11 protein-coding genes and 1 pseudogene are annotated in these 12,898 nt (G+C 58.1%); 5 read left to right on the top strand and 7 right to left on the bottom strand.

What is annotated here, in order from left to right; all coding sequences use genetic code 11:
- A partial coding sequence (locus tag Z052_RS18845; RefSeq protein WP_241898018.1) for a TRAM domain-containing protein occupies positions 1 to 432 on the top strand: 432 nt, incomplete at its 5' end.
- Between the two features lie 48 nt (positions 433 to 480).
- Here Z052_RS18845 and Z052_RS18840 read toward each other — a convergent pair.
- A complete protein-coding gene (locus Z052_RS18840) occupies positions 481 to 828 on the bottom strand; it encodes a DUF6788 family protein (RefSeq protein ID WP_099289360.1) in 348 nt (115 codons plus the stop codon).
- Between the two features lie 211 nt (positions 829 to 1,039).
- On the opposite strand from Z052_RS18840, the gene Z052_RS20670 reads away from it, so the two are divergent.
- Positions 1,040 to 1,291 carry a hypothetical protein gene (locus Z052_RS20670; protein WP_199058324.1) on the top strand — a complete coding sequence of 84 codons (252 nt, stop codon included), beginning with the start codon at positions 1,040 to 1,042 and terminating at the stop codon, positions 1,289 to 1,291.
- 175 nt (positions 1,292 to 1,466) lie between these two features.
- Here the strand turns inward: Z052_RS20670 and Z052_RS18835 are convergent.
- The 3 genes and pseudogenes from Z052_RS18835 to Z052_RS18830 form a co-directional block, all read right to left on the bottom strand.
- Positions 1,467 to 1,884, bottom strand: a pseudogene (locus Z052_RS18835) (transcriptional regulator).
- 32 nt (positions 1,885 to 1,916) lie between these two features.
- Positions 1,917 to 2,078, bottom strand: coding sequence for a hypothetical protein (locus tag Z052_RS20350; RefSeq protein WP_158228726.1), 162 nt, complete (start codon positions 2,076 to 2,078; stop codon positions 1,917 to 1,919).
- Positions 2,079 to 2,158: 80 nt separating this feature from the next.
- Positions 2,159 to 3,553, bottom strand: a complete 1,395-nt coding sequence (locus Z052_RS18830) for an ATP-binding protein (protein ID WP_099289359.1) — start codon at positions 3,551 to 3,553, stop codon at positions 2,159 to 2,161.
- A gap of 164 nt (positions 3,554 to 3,717) precedes the next feature.
- Between Z052_RS18830 and Z052_RS18825 the strand changes: the two genes are divergently transcribed.
- Complete coding sequence (locus Z052_RS18825; protein WP_099289358.1) at positions 3,718 to 4,122, top strand: pentapeptide repeat-containing protein; 405 nt, start codon at positions 3,718 to 3,720, stop codon at positions 4,120 to 4,122.
- Between the two features lie 142 nt (positions 4,123 to 4,264).
- Here Z052_RS18825 and Z052_RS18820 read toward each other — a convergent pair whose 3' ends face one another.
- Positions 4,265 to 6,292: a VWA domain-containing protein gene (locus Z052_RS18820; RefSeq protein ID WP_158228725.1), complete on the bottom strand. Its 2,028-nt coding sequence runs from the start codon at positions 6,290 to 6,292 to the stop codon at positions 4,265 to 4,267.
- Between the two features lie 7 nt (positions 6,293 to 6,299).
- Positions 6,300 to 7,247 (bottom strand): MoxR family ATPase, encoded by a 948-nt coding sequence (locus Z052_RS18815; RefSeq protein ID WP_099289356.1) that lies wholly within the window; start codon positions 7,245 to 7,247, stop codon positions 6,300 to 6,302.
- Positions 7,248 to 7,554: 307 nt separating this feature from the next.
- On the opposite strand from Z052_RS18815, the gene Z052_RS18810 reads away from it, so the two are divergent.
- Positions 7,555 to 11,721 (top strand): HEAT repeat domain-containing protein, encoded by a 4,167-nt coding sequence (locus tag Z052_RS18810; RefSeq protein ID WP_099289355.1) that lies wholly within the window; start codon positions 7,555 to 7,557, stop codon positions 11,719 to 11,721.
- 115 nt (positions 11,722 to 11,836) lie between these two features.
- Positions 11,837 to 12,190 carry a hypothetical protein gene (locus Z052_RS18805; RefSeq protein ID WP_099289354.1) on the top strand — a complete coding sequence of 118 codons (354 nt, stop codon included), beginning with the start codon at positions 11,837 to 11,839 and terminating at the stop codon, positions 12,188 to 12,190.
- A gap of 186 nt (positions 12,191 to 12,376) precedes the next feature.
- On the opposite strand, the gene Z052_RS18800 is transcribed toward Z052_RS18805, so the two are convergent.
- Positions 12,377 to 12,898, bottom strand: a 522-nt coding sequence (locus Z052_RS18800; protein ID WP_144050079.1) for a transposase, incomplete at its 5' end; no start/stop codon positions are given.

Raw genomic sequence — 12,898 nt, 5'->3', positions numbered from 1 at the left:
ATTTCTGAGACGCTCCAGACGCTGTATACTGCGACTGTTGAGGAGGACGATGGCACCTACCAGATACCTGTGCCAGACCGTGAGATAGCCACCGGGACACTCTCTGAGGGTGAAACATACCGTGTTGCGCTCATATCGACATCGACGTCGGATACCGAACCCACCGACACGACTGAGGTCACTCAGTCAGCTGACCACGCTGGTCAGCAACACGAGTACGACGGCCCGCCTGTCGAGGAAGGTGAACAGCGAGACGTTGAAATCGAGAACCTCGGTGACCAAGGTGACGGGATCGCGAAAGTTGAGCACGGTTACGTCGTGATCGTTCCCGAAACGAGTGTCGGTGACCGAGTCACCGTCGAGATGCAACAGGTGCGTGAGAACGTTGCGTTCGCTGACGTCGTTGACGACACCCTTCGCGGGGAAGTCTAGGACCGCGGGTTGGCACGAACGGGTGGTTATGGCAAACTTCTCACACCACTACTCACTTTCTGGTTTACCGACGTACTCTGATTTCATTGTCCCCTTCTCACGATAGTACCGATAGAGATACGGGCCGTGCATATCCGCGGGATCTCCGCTAGCGCACTTACAGCTATCGTCGCCACAGGTGACTTTCTCTTTGACGACGGTCCCGCGTCCTGCGCCATCGGGCTCGTCGACGGGCTCGGCAGCCTCGGGAAGCTCGTCAGTGTCGACCGACTGGTCGCGATACTCGATGAGAGCCCCAATATAGTTCTGTACCTCTTGGAGTGTCTCCGTATCCTGTTTGGGGAGCCCCTCCGCGAGATACTTCGGGAGCGAGGTAGGTGGTGACGGTTGCTCCACACCTTATGTAACAATCGGAGCCATGTTAGCGTTCAGGTGCTACATAAGGTATTGAACCTTCTCTACCAACCGTGACTACTTCAGCGATTACTCAAGATCGTAGGCCGCAATCTCGTGAGAGCCACACTGTGGACATTCATCGACGTCCTTCTCCACACTGTACCCACAGTGACGGCACTCGTGGTGCGTTGTCGATGGTGACTCGGGTCTGATGATCTGCTGGATGAACTGTTTACTGAGCATCGGTGGGGTCAACGATCTCGCCACAGCTAGGGCATTCGGCCCACACGCCCGGATCACCGTCAGTGGTCTCATAGTGGATGATTGCGTGCCGACCGGTGACTGTCTCGCCGCAGAACGAGCAGTCGCCACGGACTGTCTCTGGGTCATCAGGGGTCATTCTCACGAGTTCACGGGCTACTTCGAGGGGGAGAGGGAGCGTGTGACACTGTTTTGGAGCTGATCCGGTTGTTGAAACCGGCCCAGCGGTGCTCCCTCTCTTCAATATTTGAGACTCTGTGACTTATAGTTCGGGCGAGCGGAGTGAAAGTACTGTTTCGGGACAGCAGCGTGATTGCTGGTCGTGGATAACCATCACACGAGAGTCCCATAGCACACTCCGAGAGCGGTGGGGGAGACTACGCGCTTGCGAGGGTACCATCGGCGTCGCCGCTATCGATAAGTGGGTAGTCGATGTGGACCTCGATACGGTCGAACGGAACGGCGGGCTGAATCGCACCGCTGGGCCCGCCCTCTTCGAGCGTGAGGATGCCTAGTACTTCCAGCTGCTTTCAGGTCCGAGTGGACGTCGGACACGTCACGCTCGACGAGACGCGCTGCCTCGCGCATACTCTCGGGCGCCTCTTCTGCGATCACCCGGATGAGCTCAAGACGCAGCGGCGTGAGACTGTCGACGAAGTCGTCGTAGGTGCCGAACTGAAGCGTTGCCTTTCCCTCCTGTTCGTCGAGATCGTCGGCCTCGACATCTTGGACGAACTGGAGCGCGTCCTCACGGAGCTGTTCTCGGTCGTCGACGGTGATGTGAAGTGTGGTCATGGTCGGGGTGTTGTGTGTCGGGTGATGTTCGATCAGTGCGGCCGGGGCGGCTCGCCGCCGACGGCGTCCCAGTACTCGTCCGCACTCGCCCAGAACTCGACAAGCCGGTCCTCTATCTCCGGGAACTCGATGTCGTCGAGGTCGCCGGCTGCGGTGTGGTGTTCGTGGCCTTTCGTGTCCTCGTGGGATATCACTTGCTGAGGATTTCAACAGAACCACGAAGTTGAATCTCACTAGTTGTACCCAGAACAGAAGGAGCACAACGGACTGTATCTCAACGGCCAGCTGATAGCATCTGCTCTAGATCCTCTAAATCAACGAACGTCCACGAGTCGTCGACTTCCTGTTCCAAGCCATCGGAGAATCCGCTCTTCGAGAACAACGCAAACCGCTCTTCGCGCGATTCTGGGCCCCATCGAACGTGCTTGGTTTTTGCGCGAAGCTTCTCTACGAGTCCGATCCCAACTGGTTCAGCTGTCCACTTACATTCGGTGAAGAGTATTCTGTCATCGGTCGGTGAGAGTCCAACGACGTCGATCTCATGTTCACCGTACCACCAGCGTCCAACCTCGGAGTACTGGTCGAACATCCCGTGTCGAATCCCGTTCCAGATCGCTTCTTGACAAACGTCTTCGAACGTCGCTGCCACGTGGTTTGGAAGGTCAGGGCCAATCGTATTCTCGTACACGATCTTAGAGGCCTCCTCGATGCTGGAGCGGTTCGGCTCAACATAGCGGAACCAAAACCGAAGGAATGCGTCCGCGACGGAGTACTTAGACCGCTTCGATTTCTTTGCCGACGCCGTCACAGGAACCTCTCGGTCGATCAGCCGAAGTTGCTGGAGTTTGCGGAGATATTTGGAGAGTGGTCCTGAGTCGATCCCCGTCGCTCCGGAGATCTCGTTCGGGGTCGTGTGGCCGAGCGCGATCGACTCGAGAATACTCATATATCGTGCAGGATTTCGGAGTTCGGTCCGGAGGAGGAACTCCGGTTCGTTGTAAAGTACGGATGTCGGCGAGAGAATCTTCGATTGGACGTTCTCAGCAAGTGTTTCAGTATAATCGAACAGCGTGAGATACATCGGTGTGCCGCCGGTGACCGCGTACGATCGGATCGCGTCCTCGGTGTCGTACTGGATCACCTCTCTTGCTTCCCGGAATGAGAACGGTTGGACGTCAAGTTGTCCGGTTCGGCGGCCGTACAGTGGGCTCTCGTGACCCAATACTTCGGACTCCATCGTGCTGATGCTCGATCCACAGAGGATGAGCATTGACTCCGTCCCCCTAACCTGCTCATCGACGAATGATTGTAGGTACGATGGAAGCGAATCGTTCTCCGCGACGAGATATGGAAATTCGTCGATAGCGATGACGACATCTTCGTCAACTACCTTTTCGCCGAGATACTCGAACGCGTCATCCCATCCGTCAATCCGCGGCACCCGATCGCCAAAATAGTCCGCAACGTGTTCGACGAACTTCTCTCGCTGCCGCTCTTCCGCCTCTTGGGCGGCGAGGAAGTATATGTGGGGGTAACCTCGACAGAACTCTTTGAGAAGTTCTGTCTTCCCGACGCGTCTTCGTCCATAGACGACGTAGAACTCGTGATCGGGGGTCTCAAACGCGGTGGTGAGTGCGCTCAACTCCTCCTCTCGATCGTGAAAGGTCATTCTATAGGTAATGATTACTACGATAATGACTTATAAGTTTGGTCAGGCCCCGTGGAATCGACGGGTTGATGGCCGTGTATTCAGCCCAGACGTCCGCGGTGTCTGCGAATTCAACAGAACAAACGGCGATAAGAATATAACCTACCCAACTCTCGCAAACTTACATGAGCGATTCCGACTTCCAAATTCCAAATGATGACGATGTATCACCTGCCGACATCCATCCAGATGCAGACCTCGCCGGTGCCAATCTTTCTAAGTCACTCCTCGCCGGGGCCAACCTCGCCGGTGCAGACCTCTCAGAGGCTATTCTCACTCGTGCCAGCCTTCGTGATGCCAATCTGGTTGAGGCAGACCTCTCAGACGCCAACCTCAACCGCGCTGTCCTCAACGAAGCTGATCTCACCGAGGTTGACCTGTCAAACGCAAGTCTCACTCAGACAAAACTGGTCGGTGTAGACCTTTCTGATGCCGATCTCACGGGCGCTCGCTGCCCCGCAGCCGATGTCTCTGACGCTGACCTTACCGGCGCAAACGTCTCTGACGCCATTCTACTGCACACAAAGTGAAGCAGCAGACTACCACCCAGGCGTGGCCAGTCGTCGGTCTGGGAACCTCTCAGGGCTTCACACCAAGAACCCGCTGCAAAAGTGGGATAATACTGGGGTTCGATGTCCCAATGGCCACGTTTTTCACAGCAGTTCGCCGCGCTTACGAACGTGAATTCTTCCGAAACAGCGACCGAACGAGCTCTCGAAGTCGCATGTCGAGTGACTCTCGATCAGTTCGTACGAGCTGGTCGAAATATTCTGCATCGGCCTCCTGATCCTGGGCCAGGTGCTCCTCTGTTGATTCTCTATCGGGACTGACGTACACGCCAAAGACGGGGAACGAGCAAGCCGTGAGCTCGCGCTGATAGGCCTCGGGACGATCGGGCTTGCCGTCGGTGATGACAAACACTAGTGGAACCGCGCCTTTGCCTTCCTCTAACAACGATCTTGCAGCTGACAACGTCTCTGCGAGTGGGGTTCCTCCCTGAGCGTCCGCTCGGAGGAATCGATCGAGGTGATTGGTCGGTGCCCCGCCCATCGGCACTTCCAAGTAAGGCACGCTCTGGAACAACGAAAGCAGGCCGACATCCACATCAACGGCATCAAAGGCCGCAAGTAACTGTGCGACCGCTCGCTCGGCGGCCGTGATCTGATCTCCCTGCATCGATCCTGAGCGATCCAGAACCAGGACACAGGAGTAATCCCGATCGTTCCCAGAAGTGCGTCGTTGGAACACTCGTTGATCGCCTTGAACAGCCCGGGCCACACGGCTACCGTCCAGCCGGCCGGACCGATGCCCACCGTCGTAACTAGTTCGGCGGCGACGGTGTAACTGGGTCGCTAGGTCGGCTTTGAGTTGCCTGGCCTGCCTGACTGCAGTATCCCAGATGTGGCGGCTGGAGTCATCTCCGGTGGCCTCTGCGATACCGATGCGCTCGATCCCGGATGTCGTGCGAGTGAGTTCGCGGAGGTCGTTCGCGTTGGCCTCCAACGGACTCTCGGATGGGCTCCCTCGAACTGTTCGTCCCTGGCCGGCTCGCTGAGCGTGTCGCTGTAGTTCTCGCTGGGCGACCCAGCCGGGTGGTAGGTGCGAGCGATCCTCGCCGGAGCTGGCACCCCCAACTGCGTCGGGATCTGTGGCTGTCTCATCGCAGTCATCGTCACTCGGATTGTTTCCGTTGCTGGCACCCACGTCCGTTTTGACGTACGCATCAGCTGCTTCGGCGTTCGGTAATTGGTCTGCCCGTTTGCCGCCGCCGAGGCTACCCTCCTCAACTTCCTCCGGGCGAACAACAAGCACGTCAGTTGCTCGTGCCTGGAGGACTGGCAAGGGCGCTAGGCGGTCGCGGACGTGCTCGAAGAACTGCCAGGCCAACTCGACACGGGCAGTAGGATCTGGCTCTGAAAGCATGTCCGCCATGTATCGTTCGAGGGCGGGTGCGAGGTCGCGAAGGACGTCTCCTCGTCTGTCACGGATAGTGCGAGTCTCATCGGTCTCGTCAAGCAGCGTCGCGAAGCGGTCGTGCTTAGTGAATCCGTTGTCGATGAGACCAACACGAACCCCGTCCAAGATGGAATACTTCGCACGGAGCGATCGCTCTTGCTCATCGTGCTTCTCGCGGTGGTCCCGCAGAGAATCACGTCCTTCGGACGCATCCGGACCCAAGCCGAACAGTTCGGTGTACCGGTGGTGGCGGTCGTCAGCTAACTGGGTAAAAGCCTCGTTGAGCAGGGTCAGGTCCTCAGTAACCCGGAACTCGTTGGCAATCTGTGTCTCAACGACCCCATCCTCGGCCGCATTATAGATTGTCTTGAACGCGCCGCGCCACTCGGGACGAATTGCTTTGAGTCGCTCCTGAAACCGTTCAAAATCGGAGTACAGAACGTGCCCTAATTCGTGGAACAGTAGTCCAACCTGCACCCGCTTGTTCCAAACGATTTCTGGGAGATCCGTCCCAGGCTGATCGTACGCTTTCGTCGGGATTTGGACGACGTATGACTCGCCAGGTCGGTCCTCGTCCGGCGAACAGGTGGCACCATCCTCGCTGAAAGTGACCGACACGGAGACATCCCGAGGCGTACAGAGGCTTGCTAGGCGTTCTAGAGTGTCCCGACGAGCTTCGGAGGCCCGGCGGCTGGTCGACAGCGCAGCGAGATCGACATCCGGTGTGTTCGGTGTGATCTCCACGAGTCGATCAGAGGCGTTTCTGGATGTACGTTTCAACGAGCGATTCGTCATATTCCGAGACCCTGGCGACGAGTTCGCTCTCGGCAGCGGTTCGCATGTCCATAAAATCGTCTTCGATAAATCGTGCGATTCGGACCAACTCCCTGGTCGTCACTGGTGTTGAGAGTTCGCCGTCCATGTAGGCTTCCCGCAGACGAGCTGCCAGCCCGACCAAAGACTCAATCTCTTCTCTTCGTTCGGGCCCCAATTCCGTTCGGGAGAGCACTAGTGCCGTTTCGACATCCTTCGGCAGATAGGCCAGCTTTACGTGACGGAATCGGTCCTCGAAGGCGTCGTTGAGTTCGTAGGTGCCCTGATAGCCAGGGTTGGCCGTTGCAATGACCCGAAACTCCTCGTGAGGCGTGATGGTCTCACCGGTCTGTGGAATGGTAAGAGTCCGGGTTTCTTTACCTTCCATCACAGCGTTGAGCGCGGCAACGGTGTTCGCGTCAGCAGCATTGATCTCGTCGAGGAGAAGGATCCCACCCTCTCGGACAGCACGAGTCAACGGGCCGTCGATCCATTGGGTTTCGGTGGTTCCCGTATCGGAACTGAGCAGATGGAGGTGTCCTAGGAGGTCCTCTCGGTAGGTTGTCTCAGAGAGCGTGATGCGAAAGAGCGGACGGTTGGTCCGGGCACAAAGGTACTTCGCTAGATAGCTCTTTCCGACGCCTGGCGGTCCCTTGAGGACGACATTCATCCCGAGCGAGAGCGCTTTCGTGACGATCTCGACATCAGTCCGATCGCCTGCGATGGTCCGCTGGTGATAGGTGTCCTGTGCGAGGGTCGGAACCATCGGATGGCCGGTGTCAGTCATCACCGGGAGTTCACCGACGGTCTCGTCTGTGGGTTCGCCAACAGTGTGAGTCGGCGTCTTGCCGTCTACAGTCGGGTCGTGGGTGTTCTCAGGTGCCATCGGGGATGAGACGGGGTGAGTGCTAGGTGGATCGACGATACAGAACGGTATCGATGGAAGTGGAAGTGTAATCTGATCAAATCGTGAGTGGGTAAATATCTTCTTCTGGTCTGATCCGAGAACCCTACGCAGGCCTGGGGAAAGCATTTCACGGTGTGGTTGTCACACTAGTGGCGTGCGACGCGCGGACATCGAACGCCTGTCCATCGCTCTTCGTTCATCGAGTGCCCCACCGGAAACCGTCCTCAATGCGGTGTTACCAGACGTATGTAGTGAGCCTAGCCTGGTCAGAACTCGTGCGCTAGAGGTGGCTGTCGAGGCGGCCTTGGAGGAACCCGACCAGGCCGACAGTGTTGGTGCCAAACTTCGGGACGCGTTGGAATCTGGTCCGCCACTGACGACCCGTGAGATCGAACTCCTTCTACCGATCGCGCGCGAACGTCCGCGAGCGCTCGCTGACTGTATACAACCCCTGTTCGATGTCCTCGCTGAGACAGACAAGTACGATGACTCCAGCAGTCTGATCGACGACGACAGCATCGATCGACGCCAAGTCGCAGCCACGACGGTGCTTGTCGCCGCCGTGGAGAAAGCCCCTGGGCTGTTCCAAGGTGCTGTACCCATGTTGTTAGAGCTGGCCGGAACTGGGTCGGTGGTTGAACGCCGTTGCCTGTGGGTTTTCGCTAGGTGCTGGGACGTCGAGCCGGCGATAGTTCGGCCGACTATTGCGGGTGCAGTCTGGACGATCGAAGACGAGTCCGGTGAGGATCAACGTCAGGCACTGGACCGGCTGTCCACGATCGGGCGAATCCGTCCGAATGCATTGCCATCGGGGGCTATCTCGGTTGTCGCTTCGGTGGCCGATGAGGGGCAGCCGAAGAGCAGGGCGCACGCATTCTGTACGCTCGCCACTATCGGTGGGCGACCGTCTGAGGCATTCCGTCGCCACGCCTTGGATTTCGACGATACCGACGATCTTTTCTTGGGTAATCGGCCGGCCCTAACAAAGAGACTGGTCAACGAGGATGCGACTGCACAAGGCCAAGTCGCACCTGAGATCATCGCCCCACACAGGGGAGTGATCGTCGACGCACTCCAGGGCGAGGATCCGGCTGTCGCTAGGGCAGCCCAAGACGCGGCGATCATCTTGGGCCGTGAGTCACCGGCCTGGCTTCGGTCACATATCGACGTGATTCAGGCACTCGTAACCGCTGAGTCCTCGCTCGACAGGGGGGCTGCCGCCTCGTTGATACAGCGCTCGATTCCCGGCGCCCCTACTACGTTCCTGTCTCGAGCGTTCACCTGGCTCAGGCAGCTTGTTGGGGGCGACGAGGAACTTGTCTGTCGGCGGGCCATCGCAGCCCTAAGAACACTGCTGTCCGAACTCCTCGAGCGAGAACAATCCACTGAGTCCGAGTCCTTCAGCGCCATCAATGTCTGGGGCACGCTGCTTGGTCGCTACCTGACTGGTTCTGGAGGAGTACGTGACGCGATTGCGGACATCCTGAAGACGATCGATGTGGACACCCTTCCACTAGGGGCTATGGAACTCGCCACAGATGGGTTGCTCAGTCGAGCCGACCGGATAGGTGCTGCCAAGGCTCTGGTCGAGTCCGATGATAGTCTGGACGTGGTGCGCGAGGCCGACGAAAACTGGTCAGTCGACAGAGACGCCTTCATTGATCTGCTCGGGTTTGCTGCCCGACTGCTGGATCAGTCCGACCGTACGGATGAGCGCCTGGCCAAAGCCATCGTGGTGTGCCTGGAGACCGCGGACTCTGATCACGAGCAACTGTTCGACATTATCGCTACTGCCGAGTCCTCGCTCCGCCAAGCCTCGGTGTCTGTCAGTGAAATTCTGGAGACAGCTTACTGCTCGCCCGAGACGTTCGGCGTCGAAGACCTTCGCCAAGAGAGCTTGGATGTCGTCCCGTCGTTTGAGACTATCAACCCGTCAGTGTTTGTAGGCATCGTCGAAAGTGCGACGATCGACATCATCGACGAAGAGACACCCTATTGGACTGATGCGGCTGCTACCCAGGCACTCGAGGCAATCTTGCTTGGCCACCCACGGATTGCCGAGTGCGCCCGGACGAAGTTGCTTGAAACCCTCCAGACAGTCGACGACGAGCAAAGTGAGATCGTGGCGCGGCTCGTTGCCACGGCATTCCTGGCCGCACCACCACGAGACCTCTCGGAGGTTGAAGAACTTGCTACCATGCTGGAGTCGGTAAACGACGATCCAGCTGTCGAGACCTGGCTGGCGGTGACACTCCTGATCCTCTCTCCTAGTGAATCAACTCGAAGCCAGGCTATCGAGCGGCTCCGAACGCTTCGTGTACGCGGTGACCTCGATACGTTCGGGACTGCCCTAGGAGTCCTCTGTGCAGCCACCGGATCGCTTCCGTCGCCGGTTACCGAGCCGTTGGTCACTCGCAAACCAGGTGCGCTCTTCGATGCTCTCGAACGGCTCAGTGTGGCTCCCAGAGTCCAACAGCCTGCCCTCGACAGAATGCTTCAACGCGTGACGGTCACGTCGGATCCCGCAGCAAGGGCCGGGGTGGGGTCGGTGCTGGCCCCACCCCAAATGGCGAATAGCTCTAGCCTGGTCTCGGTAATCCATCAAGAACGTGTACTCTGGTTCTTGACCGGTGACACTCTCCGGTTGGCACTGCGGTGCCTAGCTTCCGAGGAGCCAGACGATGGTTATCTCACAGGCGGATATCAACCAGCTGTTGGATATCAATCGGCACTTTCGGCGCTCATGGCACACCCGGACACTGAGGTTAGAGATCTAGCTACCAAGCTCCGAGAAACAGATAGTCGGACTCCCGCTTCGGCGGACTTGGAGGTGAGATCAGCATATCGATTACAGCCACCTGATACTGATGTCGAACGCAACGAATCCTCGATTTTTGGTGGGACAGAGGCACTTGGCCAAGGCGATTCAATCGAGCGACAGGACAAGATCGTCAAAGCAGTGAGACACGGTGATCCGGAGGACACGCTTGCTGGTCTTGAAGCGATCCAGCGTGGGATTGATCGAAGGGCCGTCGACTGGGCGACGATCGGATCGACAGTCATGGATCATCTAACGGACCGGTGGCGGATTGTCAGGCAAACCGCTGCTCGCATTCTGCTACATGCCACGTGGGCAGGGATGACGAAGCCGGACCCGAGCTTCCTTGCTGACCGACTCGTTACGGATGAAGCCACCAGAGGCGTTCTCATTCAGGTCCTCGTGGCCACGGATCCTGATGAGTGGCCCGCACCGATGCGAATCGCTCCTGTCTTGCTCGATCGTCTGGTGAGTAATGAGCCCTACTCGGAACGCCACGCTGCGGGCCAAGCACTCATAACGCTTGCACGGAACTCACCTGACATCCTCCGCGAGACGATTGCTGACGGTGTGGGACGCTTGGCCGATGGCGAGGGTGATGCTCTTGTGGCTTACCACCTATTGGCCGCATTTGACCGTTTGGTCGCCGAGCACGGCTCTCTTGCCGACGACCTCAGCGGCTATCTTGATATGGTGTTGACGAGTGACTCCTTCGCCGGCATCCCGTCGAGAGACGACGGTCGAACCGTCAGCCCAGTCACACCCGAAGCCACTCCACCCGTTAACCGTCTCAGCGTCTACAAGATCGCAGTCTCGCTCGCTGCTCACGGAGGTCTCCGGGCACATCGTGGGATCCTTGATCCACCGGGCCCGCTTGAGACCGCGGACGTCCTTACCGCCGAAGGCGTCAAGTCGTTCCTTCAGAACGCCTCCGACGACGCAGTCCAGGACATCGGCCTAGGCCTCTTAGAGTCATTGTCTCAGAAGGTACTTACGGAGATCGTGAATGAGTGGCTCGGCGCTAAGTACGACCAGTCCCCGGCATTGGCTGCCAGACGAGTCGCTGTGATTCCGCTTCTGGCGAGGGCAGCCGATGGCACCGTGGTGGGTACCACTACCGAACGGCCACGGTACGTCGACACCGTTGTCGAGGCCCTTAGTGCTAGAGACTCAGAAGTCCGGGTTGCAGCCGTCGAGGCGCTCTCACAGCTGACCGGATTAGGGCACTGTCCATCCGACGAACTGACTGCTCATCTCTTGGGTCGGACAGCCGACCCGAGTGGCTGGGTCCGGGGAAGTACCGTCGAGGCCCTGGCTAAGCACGCACCGATCGGTAACTTGACTGACGACTGGCTGTACCGGTGGGCGAGACGGGAGCTTGCCAAACCACGTGGGCTGCGGGCTCGGACAGCCGCGATGCTGCTGGGCACACTGGGAGTCAAAGAGCCCAGCCTCCGCCGTCAGTGTTTGGAGACGGCAGCTGACGCGTTTCCATCCGGGCGACAGCAGCTCGACGACCGTCTGGCCAGTACGATGAGGCGGCTCTTAGAGGGTTCGTCGGTCTTAGAAAAAACTCTTGACGACGCAGTCCTAGATCGACTCAACGAAACAGACGACGACCGAGTTTCGTCCTGAACGGCTCCAAATACCCCTGATCAACGGACTCCATGGACAGTATCATCGCACTCACGACAGCGGACTTGCTACTGTTCATCACCCACCAGCAGGCCGATACAGAGCGTTTCGCATCGTGACACACCCCGAACTTACCGAGTCAGAAGAGGCCTTCATCGAGCTTGTTCTGGAGGTTGGGGGGGTTGCATTAGACCAAGATACCTTTACCTTCATGATCGAAGAAGGAACGCCTGCTGCCCCCTTCCTAGGGTTTCCCCGAGACTTCACACTAGGTGAAGTTCTTGAAAGCCTCGAAGAGAAAGGCCTGGCTTACACCGAACCACAGGAGGAAGCCATCCACTACAACGGCGGTCTCCGCGGGAAGGACCCCCAACCGATCAAGTGGGAGGATACCGGCTTCAAGCGGGTGGAACGAGAGCATATTCGATTTACCGAGAACTTGGAGGAGCTCTGGAAAGAGCGTTCCTAGTTCATATCTCGACAGAGTCTTGTCAGACTCGATGTGGATTCGGCCATGACTAGGTGACTGCGGGCTTCAACGAAGTGTCCACACGGGCTCACACGTCGGATCGAACAAGCCCATTAACGTGGCAGAGGCCAATGCGTCGCTTCAGGCTGTAGCCTAGGAAATCTTGAGGGTGTCATAGAACTCTTCTCACACCGTGATGATCGTACTTCCCGGATTGTCTCCGCGTTCGTAGTTGGTGATTGCGACGACGAGACGAAGGCACAGGGCAAGAAACACCTGAGCTCGTGCGTGGACGTGGCCTCGGGTATGCGTTCGCCCGAGGCCGCAGTCCTTCACTGATTCGTTGGTTCGTTCGACTCCAGTACGGCGGTTGTACGTCTCATCCAGCGTGGACTGCTTCAGCTGGATGTCCTTGCTGTGTTGTTCGATGCGGTCTTCGACCCTGTACTCGATGTCTTTCGGGTCATCGGTGTTTCGCGCGTTGTACGGAGCGACTGGCACGACCCCTGCGGTCAGCAGGTGGTCGTGCCAGTCGAGCGTGTCGTAGGCGCTGTCACCAACCATCCAAATCGGCTTGGCGACGGCGAGCGCGTCACGCGTGACGCGCATCGCCGTCTCCTCTGGCGCTTGTTTACTCTCTGTGAACTCCGCTGCAACCGGGATCTTTTGCCCGGTCGAGACGATCGTACAGCCGCAGCCGTAGTAGTA

This window comes from Halorubrum sp. C191, assembly GCF_002727095.1.
GTDB lineage: Archaea > Halobacteriota > Halobacteria > Halobacteriales > Haloferacaceae > Halorubrum > Halorubrum ezzemoulense.
The sequence above is the reverse complement of the archived record's forward strand: the minus strand, read 5'-3'. Positions and strand labels throughout refer to the sequence as shown.

Excerpts from the sequence above, each read along its gene's own strand:
- Z052_RS18825 (WP_099289358.1), top strand. The coding sequence starts at position 3,718 with ATGAGCGATTCCGACTTCCAAATTCCAAATGATGACGATGTATCACCT.
- Z052_RS18815 (WP_099289356.1), bottom strand. The coding sequence starts at position 7,247 with ATGGCACCTGAGAACACCCACGACCCGACTGTAGACGGCAAGACGCCG.
- Z052_RS18830 (WP_099289359.1), bottom strand. The coding sequence starts at position 3,553 with ATGACCTTTCACGATCGAGAGGAGGAGTTGAGCGCACTCACCACCGCG.
- Z052_RS20670 (WP_199058324.1), top strand. The coding sequence starts at position 1,040 with ATGATCTGCTGGATGAACTGTTTACTGAGCATCGGTGGGGTCAACGAT.